17 protein-coding genes are annotated in these 20131 nt (G+C 69.8%); 12 read left to right on the top strand and 5 right to left on the bottom strand.

Annotated elements, in window-relative coordinates:
• Window positions 1-29: 29 nt before the first annotated feature.
• Together acs and VEC04_RS10100 are read left to right on the top strand one after the other, a co-directional pair.
• Window positions 30-1988: an acetate--CoA ligase gene (acs, locus tag VEC04_RS10105; RefSeq protein WP_324776415.1), complete on the top strand. Its 1959-nt coding sequence runs from the start codon at window positions 30-32 to the stop codon at window positions 1986-1988.
• A complete protein-coding gene (locus VEC04_RS10100) occupies window positions 1978-2649 on the top strand; it encodes a Crp/Fnr family transcriptional regulator (protein ID WP_324776413.1) in 672 nt (223 codons plus the stop codon). Before acs ends, VEC04_RS10100 begins: the two co-directional genes overlap by 11 nt.
• Here VEC04_RS10100 and VEC04_RS10095 read toward each other — a convergent pair.
• From VEC04_RS10095 to VEC04_RS10085, 3 genes are read right to left on the bottom strand one after another with little or no spacing between them, the layout of a single operon-like run.
• Window positions 2646-4244, bottom strand: coding sequence for a tetratricopeptide repeat-containing protein (locus VEC04_RS10095; RefSeq protein WP_324776411.1), 1599 nt, complete (start codon window positions 4242-4244; stop codon window positions 2646-2648). The two genes, VEC04_RS10100 and VEC04_RS10095, sit on opposite strands and share 4 nt — an antisense overlap.
• 9 nt (window positions 4245-4253) lie before the next feature.
• Window positions 4254-4892, bottom strand: a complete 639-nt coding sequence (locus tag VEC04_RS10090) for a nucleotide synthetase (RefSeq protein WP_324776409.1) — start codon at window positions 4890-4892, stop codon at window positions 4254-4256.
• Window positions 4889-6475 (bottom strand): TIR domain-containing protein, encoded by a 1587-nt coding sequence (locus tag VEC04_RS10085; RefSeq protein WP_324776407.1) that lies wholly within the window; start codon window positions 6473-6475, stop codon window positions 4889-4891. Before VEC04_RS10085 ends, VEC04_RS10090 begins: the two co-directional genes overlap by 4 nt.
• Before the next feature lie 157 nt (window positions 6476-6632).
• On the opposite strand from VEC04_RS10085, the gene VEC04_RS10080 reads away from it, so the two are divergent.
• The 5 genes from VEC04_RS10080 (at window position 6633) to VEC04_RS10060 (ending at window position 13072) form a co-directional block, all read left to right on the top strand.
• Complete coding sequence (locus VEC04_RS10080; RefSeq protein ID WP_324776405.1) at window positions 6633-7967, top strand: hypothetical protein; 1335 nt, start codon at window positions 6633-6635, stop codon at window positions 7965-7967.
• A gap of 170 nt (window positions 7968-8137) precedes the next feature.
• Window positions 8138-9415 (top strand): cytochrome P450, encoded by a 1278-nt coding sequence (locus VEC04_RS10075; protein ID WP_324776403.1) that lies wholly within the window; start codon window positions 8138-8140, stop codon window positions 9413-9415.
• Window positions 9412-10881: an MBOAT family O-acyltransferase gene (locus VEC04_RS10070; protein WP_324776401.1), complete on the top strand. Its 1470-nt coding sequence runs from the start codon at window positions 9412-9414 to the stop codon at window positions 10879-10881. The genes VEC04_RS10075 and VEC04_RS10070 overlap by 4 nt, the downstream gene beginning before the upstream one ends.
• Window positions 10882-10889: 8 nt before the next feature.
• Window positions 10890-11951 (top strand): hypothetical protein, encoded by a 1062-nt coding sequence (locus VEC04_RS10065; RefSeq protein WP_324776399.1) that lies wholly within the window; start codon window positions 10890-10892, stop codon window positions 11949-11951.
• 23 nt (window positions 11952-11974) lie between these two features.
• A complete protein-coding gene (locus tag VEC04_RS10060) occupies window positions 11975-13072 on the top strand; it encodes a radical SAM protein (RefSeq protein ID WP_324776397.1) in 1098 nt (365 codons plus the stop codon).
• Between the two features lie 3 nt (window positions 13073-13075).
• On the opposite strand, the gene VEC04_RS10055 is transcribed toward VEC04_RS10060, so the two are convergent.
• Complete coding sequence (locus VEC04_RS10055) at window positions 13076-14647, bottom strand: radical SAM protein (protein WP_324776395.1); 1572 nt, start codon at window positions 14645-14647, stop codon at window positions 13076-13078.
• Window positions 14648-14830: 183 nt separating this feature from the next.
• Between VEC04_RS10055 and VEC04_RS10050 the strand changes: the two genes are divergently transcribed.
• The 5 genes from VEC04_RS10050 to VEC04_RS10030 all read left to right on the top strand — a co-directional run bounded on the left by VEC04_RS10050 (window position 14831) and on the right by VEC04_RS10030 (window position 19070).
• The gene (locus VEC04_RS10050) at window positions 14831-15205 is read left to right on the top strand and encodes a GntR family transcriptional regulator (RefSeq protein WP_324776393.1); all 375 of its coding nucleotides are present in this window, start codon (window positions 14831-14833) and stop codon (window positions 15203-15205) included.
• Between the two features lie 3 nt (window positions 15206-15208).
• A complete protein-coding gene (locus VEC04_RS10045; RefSeq protein WP_324776390.1) occupies window positions 15209-16078 on the top strand; it encodes an ABC transporter ATP-binding protein in 870 nt (289 codons plus the stop codon).
• The gene (locus tag VEC04_RS10040; RefSeq protein ID WP_324776388.1) at window positions 16075-16962 is read left to right on the top strand and encodes a hypothetical protein; all 888 of its coding nucleotides are present in this window, start codon (window positions 16075-16077) and stop codon (window positions 16960-16962) included. Before VEC04_RS10045 ends, VEC04_RS10040 begins: the two co-directional genes overlap by 4 nt.
• A 142-nt stretch (window positions 16963-17104) precedes the next feature.
• Window positions 17105-17794 (top strand): hypothetical protein, encoded by a 690-nt coding sequence (locus VEC04_RS10035; protein ID WP_324776386.1) that lies wholly within the window; start codon window positions 17105-17107, stop codon window positions 17792-17794.
• A gap of 49 nt (window positions 17795-17843) precedes the next feature.
• Window positions 17844-19070, top strand: a complete 1227-nt coding sequence (locus VEC04_RS10030) for a vanadium-dependent haloperoxidase (protein WP_324776384.1) — start codon at window positions 17844-17846, stop codon at window positions 19068-19070.
• A gap of 56 nt (window positions 19071-19126) precedes the next feature.
• Here the strand turns inward: VEC04_RS10030 and VEC04_RS10025 are convergent, their stop codons facing one another.
• The gene (locus VEC04_RS10025; protein ID WP_324776382.1) at window positions 19127-20131 is read right to left on the bottom strand and encodes a DUF2891 domain-containing protein; all 1005 of its coding nucleotides are present in this window, start codon (window positions 20129-20131) and stop codon (window positions 19127-19129) included.

Here is a 20131-nt window from a genome sequence, read left to right as displayed (position 1 = left end):
GGCAGGCTGCGGGGGCAGCATCCGGCCCCATGAGCGACCAGCCCGACCTCTACCCCGTCCCTTCCGAGTGGGCGCAGCGCGCCCGCATGAACGCCGGCGCCTATGAGGCGGCGAGGACGGCGGCGCGCGAGACCCCGGACGCCTTCTGGAGCGAGCAGGCCCGGCGGCTGGACTGGTTCACCGCGCCGTCGAGGATCAAGGACGTGTCGTTCGACAAGGCGGATTTCCGCATCCGCTGGTTCGAGGACGGGGTTCTGAACGTCGCCCATAATTGCCTCGACCGGCATCTAGAGAGGCGCGGCGACGAGACGGCGATCATCTGGGAGGGCGACGACCCGAACCAGTCGGGCAAGCTGAGCTATCGCGAGCTGCACCGCGAGGTGTGCCGCATGGCCAATGTGCTGAAGGGCCTTGGCGTGGTGAAGGGCGACCGCGTCACCCTTTATCTGCCGATGATCCCGGCGGCGGCGGTGGCCATGCTGGCCTGCGCCCGGATCGGGGCGGTGCATTCGGTGGTGTTCGGCGGCTTCTCGCCCGACAGCCTGTGCGGACGGATCGAGGACTGCGGCTCCAAGGTCGTGATCACCGCCGACGAGGGGCTGCGCGGCGGCAAGCGGGTGCCGCTCAAGGCCAACGTCGACGCGGCGCTGCAGAAGGGGGCCGGCGCCCTTGTCGAGAAGGTGCTGATCGTCTCGCACACCAACGCCGACATCCCGATCGTCGAGGGCCGCGACGTGCGCTACGGCGAGGCCAAGCACGGCGCGTCCGACGAGTGTCCCTGCGAGCCGATGAAGGCCGAGGACCCGCTGTTCATCCTCTACACCTCGGGCTCGACGGGGAAGCCGAAGGGCGTGCTGCACACCACGGGCGGCTATCTGTTCTGGGCGGCCTGGACGCACGAACTGGTGTTCGACTACCGGCCGGGCGAGGTGTTCTGGTGCACCGCCGACGTCGGCTGGGTCACCGGCCACAGCTATTGCGTCTACGGCCCGCTGGCCAATGGCGCGACCACGCTGATGTTTGAAGGCGTGCCGAACTATCCCGACCACAGCCGCTTCTGGCGGATCGTGGACAAGCACAAGGTGGAGATCTTCTACACCGCCCCGACGGCGCTGCGGGCCCTGATGCGCGAGGGCGACGGACCGGTGAAGGCGACCTCGCGGGCCTCGCTGCGCCTGCTCGGCACCGTCGGCGAGCCGATCAATCCGGAGGCCTGGCGCTGGTATCACGAGGTGGTCGGCGAAGGGCGCTGCCCGATCGTCGACACCTGGTGGCAGACCGAGACAGGGGGCATACTGGTGTCGCCGCTGCCGGGCGCGACGGACCTGAAGCCGGGCTCGGCGACGAAGCCGCTGCCGGGGGTCGAGCTGCAGCTGGTCGACGCCGACGGGGAGGTGCTGGAGGGCGCGGCCTCGGGCAATCTGTGCATCGCCGACAGCTGGCCAGGTCAGATGCGCACGGTCTGGGGCGACCATGCCCGCTTCTTCGACACCTATTTCAGCACCTGGCCGGGCAAGTATTTCACCGGCGACGGCTGCCGCCGCGACGACGACGGCTACTACTGGATCACCGGGCGGGTTGACGACGTGATCAACGTCTCGGGACATCGCATGGGCACGGCCGAGGTCGAGAGCGCCCTGGTGCTGCACGAGGCCGTGGCCGAGGCGGCGGTGGTCGGCTTCCCGCACGACATCAAGGGGCAGGGCATCTACGCCTATGTGACCCTGAACGCCGGCGTCGAGCCGGACGAGGCCCTGCGCAAGGCACTGGTCGATCAGGTCCGCAGGGAGATCGGGCCGATCGCCGCGCCCGACGTGATCCAGTGGGCCCCGGGCCTGCCCAAGACCCGCTCGGGCAAGATCATGCGGCGCATCCTGAGGAAGATCGCCGAGAACGACGTTGGCGCCCTGGGCGACACCTCCACCCTGGCCGATCCGGCGGTGGTCGAGGACTTGGTGCGCAACCGGGCCGGCGCCGATGGCGGTTGAGCCCGCCGAACTGCGTGAAGCTGTTCGGGCGGCCCTCGGCTGTTCGCCGGAGGTGGCGGAGGCCCTGGCGGCGAGCGCGACGGCGCGGGACTATGCTCCCCGGACGGTGATCCTGCGCTACGGCGACCGCTGGAGCCATGCGTATCTGGTCGTGGCGGGGCGGGCCCATGCGCTGGTCTACGGCCTCGACGGGCAGATGGTGCTGGTCCACGAGTATCGCACCGGAGACATCTTCGGCGCGGTGGCGGCGACCGAGGTTTCCCCGGCCGAGGCCGATGTCGTCGCCGCCGACCCGACCCGCGCCGCCTGCGTGCCGGCCGCCGATTTCGTGATGCTGGTCGAACGTCACGGTTCGCTGGGCCTGCTGCTGGTCCGGTCGCTGCTTTCCCAGTTGCGCGCCACCAGCGCCCGGATGGTCGACCGGACGACCTTGTCGGCGCCGGGGCGGGTCTATGCCGAGCTGCTGCGTCTGGCCCGCCTCGGCGACGGGACCGTCATCCGCCCGGCGCCGGTGCTCGCCGCGCTGGCGGTGAGGGTGCAGAGCACTCGCGAAACCGTGTCCCGCGCGGTCAGCGCCCTCGAACGGCGGGGCATCGTGCGGCGCGAGGACGATACGCTGGTCATCGTCGCCGCGCAGCGTCTCGAGGAACTGGTCGTCTAGCGCCGGGCGGGCGCAAGGGCGTAGAGGCCGATCGTCTCGCCGCCGCTCGACAGGTCGCCCACGTAGGGGGTCTCGCCGGCGGCGAGGCTGGTCCAGCTGTGCAGGGCGGCCACGAAGCTATCGCTGACGTGGGTCGCGCCCGGCGGGGTCGAGGCCAGCAGATCAGACGCCAGTCCGGCGGCGGAACCGACGAGCGCGGACGGCCCGCCGAACGGGTTCTCCACCCGCCGCGCGACGCCATAGTGGCCGGCGATGCGCGGCGCGCCCGCCCCGAAGGCTCCGCCGATCAGGCTGGCGGCCTCGGCGGCCTGAGCCGGATCGGCGAACGCCAGATGGAGGGCGTCTCCGGCGAACACCGGGGGCGTGAGCGGCCGGGCCGCGCCGGCCAGCGCCTCCGCGGCGCGCCGCAGGGCCGCAGGCGTGGTCGAGCCGGCGGACGAAGCCCCGTCGAAGCCGATCGCCAGCAGGGCGGCCAGGACGCCGTCACCCGGCCCGTCCGGCAGATGTTTCCCGCCGGGCGCCGCTCCCGACGGCCGGGGCCGGTCCAGCTGCGTCTGACGGCGTCCGCTCCGCCGCCAGTGGGCGCCGATCAGACCGGTCGCGCTGGTAGGGGTTTCCGGATCGGTCAGCAGCAGCTGAACCGCCTCGCTGGCCAGCGAGGCGGCCTTCATCACAGCCCGGCCCATGGCGACCTCGGCCGCGAGGCGGATGTGGAGCATGGTCGTCGCCGTGAGCCGGGGATCGACCACCGAAACGGCGGCCGCCCGGGCCAGAACCGCATCGAACCGCGTCGGCCAGTCGCCTCCCAGCGGGGCGGCGGAATCGGCCCGGAACACGGCCGGCGGCGCGGGCAGCACGAGATGGAGCTCGGCGCCGCGAGCCAGCACGGCCTCGGCGACGATCAGGTCCGCGCCGCCGGCCAGCGCGCCCCAGGCGAAACCGATGCGCTCCTCCGCCAGCAGGGCCGCGATGCGGTCGCGCAACCCGGCGTCCTCGTCGACCCCCATATGCCCCGCGAAATGCAGGCTGCGGGGCGGCTGCAACGGGGCCAGCCAGCCGGCGTCCTCGCCGAGGGTTTCGAGGATCAGGCTGAACTGCCGAAGGGCCGAGGCGTGGTCTTCCCAGGCTTCGGGCGCCAGTCGACAGGCGGCCTCGAGCGCGGCCTGCGCCTCGCCCGTGCGGCCCAGCAGCAGCAGGGCTTCCGCCCGGGTGGCGCCCAGATAGTAGGGCGTCTCCGGCCCGGTATCGCCGGCGTCCAGCTTGTCCAGCACGTGGCGGGCCCGCTCTTCGGCCATGGTCCGGTCGCCGGCGAGCAGGGCGAGGGTGGCGGCGTTGATCAGGTGGTAGGTCGCGCCGCTCAGGTCCGCCGCCCGGGCATAGGCGTCGCCCGCCTCGCGCCACAGGCGGGCGCGGTCGGAGGCAGGCGCCCGCCGCGCCTCGTCCTTGAGCAGACGGCCGTGCACGCTGAGCGTGGCGGGCTCATCGGCCACCGAAGCGAGGCCCGCCTCGTCGAACAGCCGTCTCGCCCGGTCCAGGGCTCCGGACCGGGCGAGGGCGATGATGACGGGGAGGGACGCGGGAGGGGTGCGGGTCAAGTCGAACGCTCACTCATCCTCAGGGCATGGCTTTCCCCAGAGAGGGTAGGGAAATTTGCCCCCGTCGTTGGGGATGTCCGGGTCGATGGGGTCTTCCCGCAGTCCAAGCTGGGAGACATCGACGTTGCAGATGAACCTCTGGCGCTCGGTCCCGCAACGGGCGTTCACCCCGAAATAGATCATTCGGCAGCCATCGCCCGTCGGGCCATCGCCGTCCGCGAGCTTCCCGCGAGGCATGACGTGCATGAGGCCCCAGTTGTCATCCTGATGGTCGTCCCGGGTCGTAATTCCGGGGGCTCCCGGCTTGAACTGCCACTTCTCTTTCTCGTCGAGTTCGATGACCAGCCAGCACTGCTCGCTGACGAAAATGTTGATGGGTCGCTTCTCCCCGGAATCGTTCCCCGCTTGCTGATAGGTGTCGTCGGCGGGCGGCAGTCGACCGTTCACGCGCGCATCGATGAAATCCTCGATGGTCATGCCGCGCACGACATGACTGCCCGGCTGCGGGACAATCCTTTTTCCCTCGGGCTTCGTCCGATCGACTGTGTACCGGGTGTAGACGATTTCCACCGGTTCAAAGCCGTCCGGCCTGTCCTTCGGCAGTTTGACGCCCGGCACAGTCGCCGTGGTTTCCGTTTCGCTGTTCATTGCAGTCTCTCCCTCTCCATCCGTTCCAGCGCGACGAGATTGTCGGCCGTCTTGCGGCGTAGGGCCGCCCAATCTTCATTGGCGGGGTCGTGGGCCACCATGGCCTCCGCGCCCCTCAGCGCCGCCTGAAGCCTCTGGCGCGCCAGGTCGGGCCGTCTGGCCGCGTACTCCAGAGACGCCAGCGCCCGGTACAGGGCGACCTCGCGCAGGCGGGCCTCCATGTTCGCCGGGTTTTTCGCCAGAAGGCGGCGGACGATGATTTCCTCGGCGAGACGGTGCTCGCGCGCCTTCGCGTCGTCGCCGTTGAAGCGCCAGGCGTCGGCCAGCCAGGCGTGGCGGTTGGCGAGATCGAGCGCATAGGCGTCCGGATGAGCCGAGGCCGCGACCGCCGCCTGCATGCGCGCGAGGGCGATCCGGCAGCGCTCCAGCGCCTCGGCCGGACGCGGCGGCTCGGCCAGCGCCAGACTGCACAGATTGCCGTGAGCGAACCCGGCCTCACGAAGGTATTCGGCGTTCTCCCGCTCGCGCGCCGCCAGTCGGTCAGCCAGCACCCGATAGCTTTCGAAAGCCGCTTGCGCCTCGTCCGGACGCTGCCGCGCGAAGGCGAGCTCTCCTATGGCCTGTTCGCTTTGGCCATGGGCCCACATGCGGTCCGGATTGTCGGGATCGGCGGCGAGCAGGGCGGCCGTGGTGCGCCGGGCCTGTTCAAACTGGCGCATCGCCGCATCGAATTCGCCGCGCGTCTGGAGGTCCTCGCCAATGGTCAGCAGCACCCGCGCGCATCGTTCCAGCGAGTCAGGCGGGAGTCGCTCAAGGTCCTGGGCCTCGCAATATCGCAACGCCCGCGCGTTGACCGCGTCCAGCGCGTCCAGCCGGCCGACTCCTTCCAGGGTGTCTCGTAGATCGGTGAGCATGAACTCGACCATTCCCTCGGCTTCGGCGCGCTGGCGCTCGGCTTCCCGCCGGGCCCCGATGGCCGTGGCGGTCAACAGGGCCATGGCTAGCATCCCGGCCAGCGCCGCCACCGTGACGGTCGTCACGGCCCGCATCCGTCGCTGGGCGTCGCGCTGGACCAGCTCGTCGAGGCCGACGCCGACGACGCCGGCGACCAGTTTGAGGAAGCCCAGACGGGATCTGTCGCCGGCGGGTTGCAGATCGGCGGCCAGCGGCTCACGGGTCCCGTCGGCGAGTGTGGCGGGAAACGCCTCCGCCGGCGTTCCCGCGATCAGCGCCGCCAGCACCGGCCGGACGGGATGCAGCGACCGGAACAGCTCCACCTCGCGGGCGACCCAGGGCGACTGCCGCGCGGCGGGCGAGCAGACCACGATCAGACTGGCCGAACCGGCCAGGGCCGCGCGCACCTCCTCGCTCAGGCTGTCGGCGGCAGGCAGGTCCTCACGATCCCGGAAGATGGGGCCGAGGCGGCGCGGAATGGGGCCTCTGGGGGTCGTTCGGCCGACCAGCCGCTTCGGCAGGACATACCGCTCCAGCCGTCGGTGGAGGCGGCGGCCAGCGGCCGCGTCCTGATGGCTGTAGCTGATGAAGGCCCGATACCGCGCGGGTCCGCCGCCGCCCTCGTCCATCCTCCCCTCCCGCGGGCACGCTGCCAGAGAGTGAGCCGCCGCACAATCGGAGCGTGACGGCCGTCACGGACGGCTCCTTGAGGCCCGGGCAGTGTCGAGCCGGGCGTGGCGGCGCAGGAGCGTCCGGACCGTGGCCCAGGTTTGAGGGAGGATCGAGATGTTTGAGTTGAATGGGAGTTCGGACGGGACGGGCGGGCGGTCCGCGGTGGCGATCGCCATGGCGGCGCTTATCGCGGCGGCGCCGGGCGCCGCGGCTCCGGGGAGCGCGACGGCGCAGGTGCCTCCGGTCGCGGGCTCGCTCGCGACCGGAGCCGTCGTCGACCAAATCGCGGACCGGTTGAACGAAGCCCTCGACAAGGCGACGGCCAATGGCGACTTCCTGGCGATGCGGGCCTCGCAGGAGGCGCTGTACGTCATCGACGCCTTCAAGAAGGCCAACCAGGAGCTGCTGGACGACGCCTTCGACCGCATCGGCGACGAGCGCCGGGCTCTGCTCAACGGGTTGCGCGAGACGACGCGGGCCATCGAGGAGGGGCGCATCGACACCCTGCAGAAGCTGCAGGACACCGGTGACCAGATGGATCGTCTGGTGCGGGATTCCACGTTCAAGCGCCAGCCGGTGGTCTATCGCTATCGCGGAAGCATCGTGACGCCCGGCGAGACGCAGGACATCCGTCTGACGGTTTCCGGCTACCGGCTGACGACCGACCAGCCGTACCTGCTCTTCCGCGGGCAGCGGTATCCGGCGATCGAGGAGGGGGATACGCTCCGCTTCGAGCTTCCCCGCAACCTTTTCACGGCCGACCCGGCGCGGCTCAAGTCGGAGACGGCGACACTGGTTCTCTTCGCCCGCCACGGCGGCTTCCTGGGCATCGGGGAGAAGACCCGCGAGGAGCGCACGAACATCAATCTCGTCACCCTGCCCGGGCAACTCGGCTCGGTCGACGTTCAGTACACCGAGATCGCCACGGTCCGGCGCGAACAGCCGTTCGTGCGCGAGGAGTCCCACCGCAAGAGCGGATATGGCGGATGGGACTGCAGAAGTTTCGCCCACAATCCCACGCGGGCGGATCGGCGCTTCAATCCCGACCGATCGAGTGTCCGCCAAGGATCCGGGAATTCGAACGGAAGGCTGCAGGACGTGTCTGTAAGGGATTCCGGCATCTCCTACCGGATTTGCGCCCGCCGCCGGCAATGGGACAGCGGTCCCGGCTACCGGCACGCCCACGTCAACGCGGTCGAGGTGTGGAATGAAACCGAGAACCGGCCGCGCGCGGCGACCCAGCCGCTGACCTGGACGACGGATGCGGTGTTCCCCATCCCGGAGGACAACAGCGGTCTTCTGATCAAGGTCACCGACTTCACCGGGGTGCAGCGCGTGGTTCTGGCCTCGGGTGGGGACGCAGGACGCTACGCCACGGTCACCTACGACCCGGACAGCGATGCGGTGCTGGTCCGACCGAAGGTTCCGGCGGATCTCAACGCCCTCTGAGCAGGCGTGGAGGAGGGAGTCCGGCTGTGCCGGCTCCCGTCTTCCCTCATCCGGCCGGCGTGGGGCCGGTTGACACGACTCGCGGTTGCGGGCGGGTAGTGGGCGGGGCCGTGAGAGCCTCGCTGACGGCCTGCACGAGACGCCGTCGAGCCGGGGGGGCGAACGCGAAGATGGACGGCGAGCCGCCGAAGCTGACGTTCCGTGGGCGCTTCCCCCTGGTCCTGCCGGGCGCGGGCCGGGTGCTGCGCGACCCCGAAGCTCACTGGCCGCCGGAGATCCTGGAACGGTCGGCCATCGAGGCCTCGGCGGCGGGTCGCCGGCTGGTGCTGCTGGCTCATCCAGAGGCCGTCAACGAGGTGCTGCAGAACCAGGACGGCGCCTTTCCACGGGCCCGGCTGCATGACCGGATGCTGGGCGCCAGCTATGGCGACAACCTGTTGCGCGGCGACCGGGCGGACTGGCGCCGCCAGCGGCGGGAGCTGCTGCAGCCGTTCAACGCCCCGGGGGCCGAGGCGCCGGAGGCGCGCATCGGCGCGGCTTGCGAGCGCATCCTGGACGAATGGCCCGGGACGCCGGAGGGCGCGCCCGTCGACGTGATCCGAGATGCTCGGCGCTTCACCCTCGACAGCTTGTGGCGCAGCTTCTTCTGCGACGAGGCCCAGGCCGGGGCCGTCGAACCGTTGGTCGAGACCACTGCCCTGCAGGTGGATGCGCACGAAGCCGCGCCCCTCACCGCGCATCTCGAGGACCTCAGGCCATTGGCGGCCGTGGCGCTGGACCGGGAGCGCGCGCGGCTGTCGGCCGAGGGCGGCGAAGCGGCGGGCGTCGATCCCAACACCATGCTGCTGTTCCTGCATGCCGGACACGACAACGTCGCCGCGGCGCTGGCGTGGGCCTTCTGGCTGCTGGCGGAGCACCCGCAGTGGCAGGCGCGGGTGAGAGAGGAATGGCGCGGGCACGACCTGCGCACCGGCTTCGACGCCGGCGCGTTTCCTGCGGCGGGGGCGGTCATCAGCGAGACGCTGCGCCTCTACCCGCCGATCATGCACCTGATCCGGGAGGTGAACCGGGACTTCGAGGTCGACGGTCAGATCATCGCCGGAGGCTTTACAGCCGTCCTGAGCCTCTACGCCATGCACCGGAACCGGCAGTGGTGGGACGAGCCGGACGCCTTCCGGCCGGGCCGGTTCCTGAAGGCCGCGCCAGACCTGCGCCGCCGTCTGTTGTGGGCGCCGTTCGGGACCGGACCGCGCGGCTGCGTCGGCTCAGCCTTCGCGCGGACGGAAATGATCGTCGCCCTCGGGACCTCGCTCGACCGGTTCGAACTTCTGCCGGGCCCGGAGCGGATGACATGCCGGGTCGATTTCGTGCTGCGCCCGGAAGGACGTCCGGCGGTAACGGTGCGGCCGCTGGATCGTGACGGGACCCGGGACGCCGCCGCCCGATGAATTTCCATTCGATCGACTACCTGCTGTTCCTGCCGGTGGTGGTGGTGCTCTACTACGCCGTCCCGCAACGCTTCCGCTGGCTGCTGCTGCTGCTCGCCAGCAACGCCTTCTACGGCAGCTGGCGACTCGAGTTCCTGCCGCTGCTGTGGTTGACGACGGGGATCGATTACGCCGTGGGTCGGGTGCTACCAGAGGTGGAGGATCAGCGGCTGCGGCGCCTCCTGCTGGCGCTGAGCCTGACCAGCAATCTGGGCCTGCTGCTATTCTTCAAATACTTCGCGCTGGCGGCGAACACGACGTTGAGTCTGTGGCACGGTGGCGAGCCGGGCGCGTTCGAGCCGATCGACATCATCCTGCCGCTGGGCATCTCGTTCTACACCTTCCAGACGCTCGGCTACGTGATCGACGTCTATCGTCGTCGGCGTGAGCCGGAGACCCACCTCGGCTATTTCGCCGTCTACGTGATGTATTTCCCGCAGCTGATCGCCGGCCCGATCGAACGGCCGGGACATCTGCTGCCGCAACTGCGCCGCAAGCACGTCTTCGACGTCCGCCTCGCCGCCGCCGGGGGGGCGATGATGCTGATCGGCTATTTCAAGAAGCTGGTCATCGCCGACCGCCTGGCGCAAAGCCTGCCCGCGGTGCTGACGGCCCCGCAGGACCACTCGCCGCTGGCCGTCGTCCTGGCGTCGATAGGCAGCATCTACCAGTACTACGCCGATATTTCGGGCTATGCGGACATCGCGATCGGGTCGAGCCTCGTTCTCGGCATCCGGCTGAGCCGCAACTTCAACCGGCCGCTGGCGGCGGCGTCGATCAGCGAATTCTGGCAGCGCTGGCACATCACGGTCACGACGTGGTTCCGCGACTACGTCTACATGCCGATCGCGCGGGCCGGGCGCGGTCGCTGGCGCAAGCCCGTGGCCACGGTGCTGACCATCGTCATCATCTCCTTCTGGCACGGAGCCGCCTGGACCTGGCTGGCCGCCGGCCTGATCGCAGGGACGGTGATGATCGCCGAGGGGGCGGTGCGCCGGAACCGCGGACTGGCGATGGCGACGCGCTCGGTCCTCGGGGCGGTCGGGGTCGGCGACCGCGGCGTCCGCTTCGTGCAGGACAACAGCAACCGGCTGGTGCTGTGGCTGTTCCTGATCCTGCTCGGCTCGCTGGTGAACGCCGCCGACTGGACCGCGGCCATGGAGCTGTGGATCAGGATGGGCGAACTGCCGGCGCAGTTCGGCCGTCTCGGCTTCAGCCTGGCGGACGTAGGATTCGTTCCCAGGACCGTGCTGCTCGCCATCATCGGGCTCGAACTCTACCAGTGGCTGGACGCGCGGCGGCCGGTATTCGACCGCTTGTCGGACCGCGGTCTGCCCGCCGCCTGGGCCTTCTACTACGCCGTCGCCGCCGCGATTCTGGTGTTCGGGACCTTCGACCGGTCCGGCTTCATCTACTTCAACTTCTGAGGGCCGGGATGATCAGGCTCCTCCAGTTCTTCGGTCTCGGTTTCTTCCTCCTGATGGCGCTGAACGGCGTCAGTTGGTTTGTCGACGACGCCGGCGAGCACCGGCTGATGGAGGCGGCCCTGCCCCGCATTCAGGGGCGGGATGCGGTGACCTTGGGCGGCTCCGTGGGCGGGGCCGTCCGCTATCCGCACATGTGCGTCGACGGGGCCGACTATTACTGGAACGCCCAGGACCTGTTCGAGGTGGCGGCGATCGCGGACCTGATCCTCGAGGGCCCCGAGCCGCCCCGATACTGGATCGTCGTCGCGGCCCCCACGGCCCAGTCCTACGACAACGGGGCCGCCGCCAGCGAGCGAGGCGGGCGCCGCCGCGAGTTCCACCGGCTGCTGTTCCGGCACGGACGCCTCGGCATGATCGGCGGCGACTGGCGGCAGGTGCTGGTGACCGCCCTGACTCCGGCGCTGGGCTATGACGCGTGGGGCGGCCGGTTACACAGGCTGCTGCACCAGATGGGTCTGGCCGCCGCGCCGCCGCCGCCGCCGGGCCTGGCCGCACGGGACGGGCTCCGGGTCGATCCGGCGGACGCGGCCCGGGAGGCGGAGGTCTCCGCCGAACTGCAGGCCGCGCACCTCGAGCGCATCGTCTACTACGACGGGTCGATCGCGCGCCGTTCGGAACAGGCGCTGCTCGGGATGAACCGGCGCATCCGGGAGAGCGGCGGAACCATGATCCTCGTCGTGCCGCCCATGACCGAGGCGATGAGAATCAGCACCGTGCGAGAGTTGGGACCGGAGGTGCGCGCGTTCGGCGGCCTCCTGAAGCGGCTGGCCGAGGACGGCGTGATCGTCTCTGATCACTGGAGCGATCCGGCATTCGGGAAGCGCTATGACCTGTTCGCGGACAACCAGCATTTGAACGGCGCCGGCGCGGAGGCGTTTTCCCGGATGCTGGGCGCCGAGTTGCGGGCGCGCGGGGTTCTGCCTGCTGCGGCCTGCGCAGCGGGACCGCCTGCGGTATCAACGGACTACCCTACAACCTCCGGACATGAGATGGTGGACGATGTTCGCTGACGTTGGGCGCCGGGGTGAGTGCGATGAGTAGCCGGCGCCTCCGACTGGTTCGCCTCTCGGCTTTGCTCAAGGCCGCGCCGCATCTGGCCGCGCCCTATGAGGAGGCCAAGCGCGTGGTGCGGGCCTTCCGCAAGCCCGCCTTCTATGAGGTGGCCACCCGCTGCAACCTGTTCTGCGAGGGCTGCTACTATTTCCGCGACAGCTTTTCGCCTCCGGTGGAGGAGACGGATCCGGCGGCGTGGGAGCGGTTCTTCGAAGCCGAAGGCGCGCGCGGCGTGACCATGGCCTATTTCGTCGGAGCGGAACCCGCTCTGGAACAGGACCGGCTGTTCGCGGCCAGCAAGCATTTTCCGTACGGCAACATCGGCACCAACGGGACGATCCGCATCGACCCGGCCATCCCCTACCGCATCGGCGTCTCGGTCTGGGGCGTGGACGAGGAGGTGGACGCCAGCTTGCGCGGCGGCCGCTCGTTCCACAAGGCGATCCGCAACTACGCCGGCGATCCCCGGGCGATCATCCTCTACACCCTGACCCGATCGAACCTGGGCGACGCGCGCCGGCTGGCGGAGATCTGCCGCGACAACGACCTGCCCCTGACTTTCAACATGTATTCGCCGACCCAGAGCTACCTGCGCAAGCTGCAGGAAGGGGAGGGCAACGACCGGACGTTCTTCCGCATCTCCAGCGCCGACTCCAACCTGCGCTGGGACGAAGACAGTCTGTCGGAGGTGCGGCTGCTGATGCCACGGCTGATGGACGAGTTCCCCGAAACCGTCGTCTATTCGCGGGCCTACAACGCTTGGGCGACGCAGCCGGGGCCGCTGTACGACATCGATCCCGAGACCGGCATCGCGCGGGACTGCCACTCGCGGATGATCGGCCAGATGCGCTACTTCAAGACCGACATGCGGCCGGGGGCCGAGAAATGCGGCACGTCCGACGCGGTCTGTTCTGAATGTCGGATGTACAGCGGCGGCTGGTCATCGAAATTCGAGCCGCGCGACGAGGATGTGCGGGACGAGGCGGCCCTGACCGACTGGCTGGAGATGATCACCGCCTTGGGACGCATCTTCCTGATCGAGCGGCCCGCCGAGCAACGGCTGACGGTCGCGGCCTGAGGGTCAGGCCGCGTTGCGGCGATCCTCGAACGGCGGCGCGGGCAGGCGGGCCCATTCGGCGTCATAGACGCCCTTCTCCTGATGCACGTGCAGCGACAGCAGCCAGGTCGTCAGCACGTCGCCCAGGCCGTCGCGGATGTCCGGATACGCCCGCATCAGCCGGCCGGCCAGGCCGACGACCCGTGCCACATCACGGTCCTTGCGGCTGACTGCGCGGATCATGCCGCCGAAGTGGCGGTTGGCCCTCTCCCGCGCAGGCGAGTTGTGCAGCCGCCCCGTGCCGCGGGCGAGCAGGGGGTTGGGCGCGAGGACGCGGGCGATCTGCTGGAAGCGGGTCCAGAAGGCGTCAGGGCTGTAGAGACGGCTGATCAGCCATTTCGTGCCAGTGTAGAGCTGCTGCTTCGACATCTGCGCCGGGATGATGTTGGTCACCATGTCCGCGCCGGGGAAGTGCGCCTGCTCGCCCGTGAGGTCGAGGCGACCCGCGGCCAGCATCTCGCCGTAGATCGGGGTAGCCATGGGAGCGACCAGCGACGATATCTTGAAGGTCCCCACCGGCAGTTCCATCCCGAACGCCTGCTGCTGCTCGAAGATGCGCAGGGTGTCGGCGTCGAAGCCGACCATCAGCGCCGCCTCGACCTTGAGCCCGTGGGAGACCACCTTGCGCACCTGGGCGACCATGTCGGTGTTCAGGTTCTGGCGCTTCTTGCTGGCCTTGAGGCTCTCCTCGTTGACCGATTCCACGCCGATGAAGAGGTTGTTCACTCCCGCCTCGGCGCAGAGCTGAAGCATGCCGTCGTCGCGGGCCACGTCGATCGAGACCTGGGTGGCGAAGGTGACGAAGCCCCGCCCTTCCGTCCCGTTCCAGGCGATCAGGGCCTCCAGCAGGCTGGTGGCGCGCTTGCGGTAGACGGTGAAGTTGTCGTCGGCGAGGGCGATGCGGTTGTAGCCGAGGTCGTAGAGGCGCTGCACCTCGGCGATGACCTGCTCGTTCGACTTGTGCCGCTGGTTGCGGCCCAGATACTGGATCACGTCACAATAGTTGCACTCGAACGGGCAGCCGCGGCTGGTCTGGACCACGCCGACGAGGGCCCGATCGTTGTCGAACAGCTCCCAGGCCGGCACTGGCGAAAGCGTCAGGTCGGGGCGTCCGCCCATGTAGCGGGGCTTGAGCGCGCCGGCGAGCATGTCGGCGTAGAAGCCTCCGGCGATCTCCTCGAACTCCCCGGTCACCGCCACGTCGCAGGCCCCGTCGAAGGCTTCGGGGTCGAGGGTGATGTGCGGCCCGCCGATGACGACGGGCGTGCCGCGGGCGCGGAAGCCGGCGGCGATCTCGATGGCGCGGCGGGCCTGCGAGACATTGGCCGTGATCCCGACGTAGTCGGCCGGGGCGTCGAAATCGATCGGGTCGAGCGCTTCGTCGTGCAGCACGACCTCGACCCCGGGCGGAGCCATGGCGGCGACGGTGGCGATGGCGACCGGCGCGACGCGCGTCACGGAACCGCCGTCGCCGGCGATTCCCGCAAAGTCCGCATCCCAGTGCGGCCGCGGGGCGATCAACAGAAAACGCGGCATCGCTGCTCTCACTCCCCAACCGTGGGTCGCACGGGGGCCGCCGCCGATCAAGCCGCGCGGTCAGCGAGGGCGGTCGATACCGGGCGCCTCTTGCGCAAGTGTTATAGTCATGTATAACACCACTACAGGCCGACAGGCATGGAGCATGTACGATGGTCCAGCAAGGACTGTCCGGAACCGACGATGGACTCAGAGTGGAACGACAGCCAGCCGATCTATCGACAACTCCGCGACCGGGTCGTCGCCATGATTCTTGACGACCTGCTCAGGGAAGGGGACCCGCTGCCGTCGGTGCGCAGCGTGGCGACCGACAGCCGAATCAATCCGCTCACGGTGCTGAAGGCGTATCAGCAGCTCGTCGACGAGAACCTCGTCGAGAAGAGGCGGGGGGTCGGCATGTTCGTTAGCCCGGGGGCGCGGGACCTGCTGCTTCAGGGCGAACGTCAGCGGTTCCTGACGGAGCGCTGGCCCGAGATCCGCACCACCATCCAGCGGCTCGGGCTGGGACCGGAACTGCGCCCGTCCCTGGATGCCGATCACGAACGCGGGGGGGAGTGAGCCGTGGCCGTCGTGGAAGCGCGCAACCTGCGCAAGACCTACCGCAAGACACAAGCCCTGGACGGCGTGGACCTGTCGATCGGGGAAGGCCGGATCGTCGGCCTGCTCGGTCCGAACGGCGCCGGCAAGAGCACCGCCCTGCAGGCCATCCTCGGGCTGGTCTCGCATGAAGGCGAGCTGCGGGTGCTGGGCCGCGACCCGTGGCGCGAGCGCGGCGAACTGATGCACGAGGTCTGCTTCATCGCGGACGTGGCCGTGCTGCCGCGCTGGATGCGGGTCAGCCAGACGCTCGACTACATGGCCGGCGTGCACCCGCGATTTGACCGCGCCCGGGCGGAGGGCTTCCTCGCCCGGACCACGATCCGCTCCGACAGCAGAATCCGCGAACTATCCAAGGGGATGGTGACCCAGTTGCACCTCGCCCTGGTGATGGCGGTGGACGCGCGGCTGCTGGTTCTGGACGAGCCGACGCTCGGACTGGACCTGCTCTACCGCAAGCAGTTCTTCGACGCCCTGCTCAGCGACTATGTCGACCACAGCCGGACGATCCTGCTGTCGACGCACGACGTGCACGAGATTCAGCACGTGCTGACCGACGTGATCTTCCTCGACCGCGGTCGTGTCGCGCTCAGCGCCTCCATGGAGGACATCGAGGCGCGCTTCGTCGAGGTGTTGACGACCGACGACCGGCTGGCCGCCGCGCGCGTGTTGAAGCCGGTGGCGGAGCGGCGGATGTTTGGACGCACCAGCCTGCTGTTCGATGGCGAGGACAGGGGACGGCTGGCGGCGCTGGGGGAGGTGAGGTCGCCGAGCCTGGCCGACCTGTTCATCGCCCTGCTCGGCGAAACCGGTCCCCGGGAGGCCGCGGCATGAGCGGGGCGCGTTTTTCGAAGCAGGTGTTCAGGACCTTCCTCTGGCAGGTGCGTCGCGAGCTGTGGGAGCACCGCGCGCTGTGGATCGCGCCGCTGGCGGTCGCCGCCTTCGCCACGATCGTGCATCTCGGGACCAGCCTGACCGCGTCGGACGCCGGCCGGGCCGCCGTCCTCGCGGATCCGGCCCGGGCCCGGGAGCTCGTGATCCACTATCACGCCATGACCGGAGCCACGGTGATCGCCGGCCTGCTCGTCGGGGTGCTCTACAGCCTCGACGCCCTGCAGGGGGAACGGCGCGACCGCAGCATCCTGTTCTGGAAATCGCTGCCCGTGTCGGACCGCATGACGGTGCTTTCCAAGGCGGCCGTCCCGCTCGTGGTCGGGCCGCTGATCGTCTTCCCGATCGTCGTCGTGGCCAGCCTGGCGATGATGGGCCTGCAGTCGCTGATCTGGACCCTGGACGGAGCCGATCCGCGCGAGTTGTGGGTCCGGGTGAACCTGCCCTTCCTCTGGACGGCCCTGCTCTACGGCCTGCCGTTCATGGCGCTGTGGAACGCGCCGCTCTACGCCTGGATGCTGCTGATGTCGGCGTGGTCGCGCCGAATGGCCTTCCTGTGGGCCGCCGCTCCGTTCGCGGCCGTCCTGATGGTCGAGCATCTGGCCCTGCACCACACGCCCTCGCACTGGATGCTGGAACGGCGCATCGCCGGCGGCGTGCTGCAGCCTTATTCGGCCGACGGCCAAGGGGTGGTCTGGATCGAGCGGCTGTCCGACCTCGATCCGCTGCGCCTCTATTCGCTGCCTGGCCTGTGGGCCGGCGTCCTGCTCGCCGCCGGACTGCTCTGGGCGGCGATCCGCATCCGCCGCGCCCGAACGCCCAACTGATCGTCGATCCCGGAAAGGGCCCGCCCATGCCGCCAGACAGAGCCAGCGCCGACACCGGCTAGACCGGGGCTCCACCCCCACACCCCTGCACATAGCCAGCTTTCACCCACCGACTTTCGCGACGCCGCGAACGGAGGACGCCATGACCTTGCCTGCGCCCAGCCTCGACAGCCTCGCCCAGATGGCCCTCGTCATCCATGTCGGCGGCGGCGCCGTCAGCCTCGTTTCCGGCTTCGCAGCGCTCGCGGCGCCCAAGGGGCGACGGATTCACCGGGGCGCCGGGACGGTGTTCGTCCTCGCCATGCTGGTGATGGCCCTGTTCGCCGTCATCGTGGCCCTGCTGCGAAACGAGTCGCTGAACACAATCGCGGGGGCCTTCACCCTTTATCTGATCGGCACCGCCTGGCTGGCCGTGCGCCGCCCCGACGGGGTTGTCGGCCGGCCGGAGACGGCGGGCTTCTTCATCGCCGCCACCATCGCCGTCGCCAGTTTCATGGTCGGCTGGAACGGGCTCGGCGCCGACGGGGCGCCCGTCGCGGCCCTCTATGTGTTCTCGGGCGTCGCCGCCCTCGCCGCAGCCGCCGACCTGAACATGCTCCTGAGGCGAGGCGTGTCCGGCCCCTCACGCATCGCCCGTCATCTGTGGCGGATGTGCACGGCCCTGTTCATCGCCTCGGGCTCCTTCTTCCTCGGCCAGGCGGACGAGATTCCGGCGGCCCTGCGCGGCCCCCACCTTTTCGTGCCGGCGCTCCTGCCGCTGGCCGCACTGCTCTTCTGGATGATCCGGGTGCGCTTCACCCGGGTGTTCAAAAGCGCTCCGGCGACGCCCTGAGGGAGGCACGGAGCGGCATCCACGACAATCAACAACGGGAGGACAGGATATGCGTCGGATGATGATGGGAATGGCCGCGCTCGCGGCCCTGGCGTCGGGCCAGCCGGCCAGCGCCGACACCGTGACGGACTGGTGGGAGTTCGCCAACAAGATCGCCCCCTACATGGCGACGAGCGGCACGCCCGAACAGGGCCGGGCCGTGACCCGCGCCTCGCTGGCGATGTTCGAGGCGGTCAACGCCATCGACCGGCGCTACGAGAGCTATCTGGATTTCCCGGCGGGCGATCCGACCGCGTCGCAGGACGCCGCGGCCGCGACGGCGGCCTATACGGTCATGCTGCACCACTTCCCGACGCAGAAGACGGCGCTGGATGACGGCTACATGATCGCCATGGCCGGCATCGCCGACGAGCGGGCGCGCGAGGCCGGCCGGCTGATCGGCGAACAGGCGGCGCGGGCGGCGATCGCGGCCGGGGGCATCGACCCGGCGCTGCAGCCGACGCCCTATCGTCCGCGCACCACGCCCGGCGCCTGGGTCGCGACCGCCCTGCCTCAGATCGAACCCCATATGGTGACCTACCGGCCGTGGGCGATCCCGTCGGCCGATGCGTTGCGGCCGCCGCCGCCGGTGGCCCTGGCCAGCGAGCGCTGGGCGCGGGACTATGAGGAGGTGCGGCGGCTTGGCGGCCGGACCAGCACCGAGCGGACACCGTACCAGACCCTGATGGCCCGATACCGGCAGGCGTTCGACCTGACGCCGACGATGCGGCTCGTCGCCGACGGGCCCGGCCGAAGCCAGGTCCAGAACGCCCGCATGTTCGCCATCTACCAGATGACCTTCGACGACGCCGCGATGGCGATGGCGGACGCCAAGGCCCACTACGACTTCTGGCGGCCCATCACGGCGATCCGCAACGGCGGGGACGACGGCAACGACGCCACGCCGCAGGACGCCGCTTGGGTCCCGCTGCTGGGCACGCCGAACTTCGCCGAATACCCCTGCGGCCACTGCGTCATCGCGGCCGCCCACGCCGAAGTGATGACCGCCGAGACCGGACCGCGCCCGGCGACGGGCGTCCGGGTCGCGGCCATGGCCGTGCCGATGTCGGCGGTGCAGGTGCTGCCGAGCTGGGACGAGTGGGAGCAGGAGGTCTCGGACTCGCGCATCTACGGCGGGGTCCATTTCCGCTTCTCGAACGAGGCGGGTCAGCAGATCGGCCGACGGGCGGCGCGCATCGTGCTGGACAGCGTTATGCGGCCGCTGCCCGGGCGGTGACATCGGGCCGTGGGAGGAGGCGGCGGAAATCCGTCGCCGCCTTTCGGCTCGTGGCTCTAGTCGCCGGCGAGAAGCGCCAGCAGGGCGAAGCTGGCCAGCCAGTGCTCGCCCATGTAGTCGCCGGTCACATGCGGCAGGGCTGCGTCCAGATGCGTTTGGGCGGCCTGTTGCGCAATGGCGCGGCGGGGATCTGCTCCGTCCAGCGCACTCGCGACCTCGCGCCAGCACCAGGCCCGGCTGAGGTTCAGGCCGTCGAGATGGGCGATCTTGCCGTCGGAGCGGTCGCTGACTCCGGCGGGCTGGAACAGGCTCGCAGGCTCGCGCTGCGTCAGACGGGGCAGAAAGGCGTCAAACCATGCCGCGAAGGCGGCGGGCTCCAGCACGCGGCGCATCAGGGCGGCCTCCATCAGGGCCGGCGACAGGAACTCGTCCTGCGACGGCTCCCACGCCTGACAGTCGCGATCGAGCGAGTGCCAGCGCAGGGCGCGCTCGCGGCACAGGGCGGTGAGGGCCTCGTCGCCCGCGCCATCGGCGTAGTCGAGCGCCAGCCGCAGGGCGAAGGCGGTGTTGTAGTGGGTACCGACGCGGACGGGGTAATCGGCCAGCGGCAGGAAGACGGTGAACTGTCTGGCGAAGGCCAGCGTCAGGGGCCGCAGGGTATCGGCGCGGCCGTCGCCATGGCGCTCCAGTTCCGCCGCCAGCATCAGCAGCCAGCCCCAGCCGTAGGGCCGCTCGAATCCCCGGCTTTCCGGGCGCGCCAGATAGGTGGTTTCGGCCGCGACATTGGCTGGCGTGAACAGCTCGTCGGCGAGCCCGCGGATCGGCGCCGCCTCCGGCATGTCAGGATACAGCCGCAGCAGCGTGAACAGGGTCCACCAGCCGTGGACGCAGGAATGCCAGTCGAAACTGCCGAAGAAGATCGGATGCAGGGCGCGCGGCCCCTGGACGTCGCCGGGCCCGCCGAGGACGTGGTCCATCTTGTTCGGATACTCCCGGGCGACGTGGCCCAGGGCGGTGCTGGCGTAGAGGCGGGCGATTTCCGGGGTCAGACGATCGATCAT

The organism is Brevundimonas sp., from assembly GCF_035626535.1.
Taxonomy (GTDB): domain Bacteria; phylum Pseudomonadota; class Alphaproteobacteria; order Caulobacterales; family Caulobacteraceae; genus Brevundimonas.
The sequence above is the reverse complement of the archived record's forward strand: the minus strand, read 5'-3'. Positions and strand labels throughout refer to the sequence as shown.

Bases quoted from the DNA above. Each gene is read 5' to 3' on its own strand.
- VEC04_RS10025 (WP_324776382.1), bottom strand. From the start codon at position 20,131: ATGATCGATCGTCTGACCCCGGAAATCGCCCGCCTCTACGCCAGCACC.
- VEC04_RS10055 (WP_324776395.1), bottom strand. From the start codon at position 14,647: ATGCCGCGTTTTCTGTTGATCGCCCCGCGGCCGCACTGGGATGCGGAC.
- VEC04_RS10080 (WP_324776405.1), top strand. From the start codon at position 6,633: ATGTTTGAGTTGAATGGGAGTTCGGACGGGACGGGCGGGCGGTCCGCG.
- VEC04_RS10035 (WP_324776386.1), top strand. From the start codon at position 17,105: ATGACCTTGCCTGCGCCCAGCCTCGACAGCCTCGCCCAGATGGCCCTC.
- VEC04_RS10065 (WP_324776399.1), top strand. From the start codon at position 10,890: ATGATCAGGCTCCTCCAGTTCTTCGGTCTCGGTTTCTTCCTCCTGATG.
- VEC04_RS10030 (WP_324776384.1), top strand. From the start codon at position 17,844: ATGCGTCGGATGATGATGGGAATGGCCGCGCTCGCGGCCCTGGCGTCG.
- VEC04_RS10085 (WP_324776407.1), bottom strand. From the start codon at position 6,475: ATGGACGAGGGCGGCGGCGGACCCGCGCGGTATCGGGCCTTCATCAGC.
- acs (WP_324776415.1), top strand. From the start codon at position 30: ATGAGCGACCAGCCCGACCTCTACCCCGTCCCTTCCGAGTGGGCGCAG.
- VEC04_RS10070 (WP_324776401.1), top strand. From the start codon at position 9,412: ATGAATTTCCATTCGATCGACTACCTGCTGTTCCTGCCGGTGGTGGTG.
- VEC04_RS10090 (WP_324776409.1), bottom strand. From the start codon at position 4,892: ATGAACAGCGAAACGGAAACCACGGCGACTGTGCCGGGCGTCAAACTG.
- VEC04_RS10060 (WP_324776397.1), top strand. From the start codon at position 11,975: ATGAGTAGCCGGCGCCTCCGACTGGTTCGCCTCTCGGCTTTGCTCAAG.
- VEC04_RS10100 (WP_324776413.1), top strand. From the start codon at position 1,978: ATGGCGGTTGAGCCCGCCGAACTGCGTGAAGCTGTTCGGGCGGCCCTC.
- VEC04_RS10050 (WP_324776393.1), top strand. From the start codon at position 14,831: ATGGACTCAGAGTGGAACGACAGCCAGCCGATCTATCGACAACTCCGC.
- VEC04_RS10040 (WP_324776388.1), top strand. From the start codon at position 16,075: ATGAGCGGGGCGCGTTTTTCGAAGCAGGTGTTCAGGACCTTCCTCTGG.
- VEC04_RS10075 (WP_324776403.1), top strand. From the start codon at position 8,138: ATGGACGGCGAGCCGCCGAAGCTGACGTTCCGTGGGCGCTTCCCCCTG.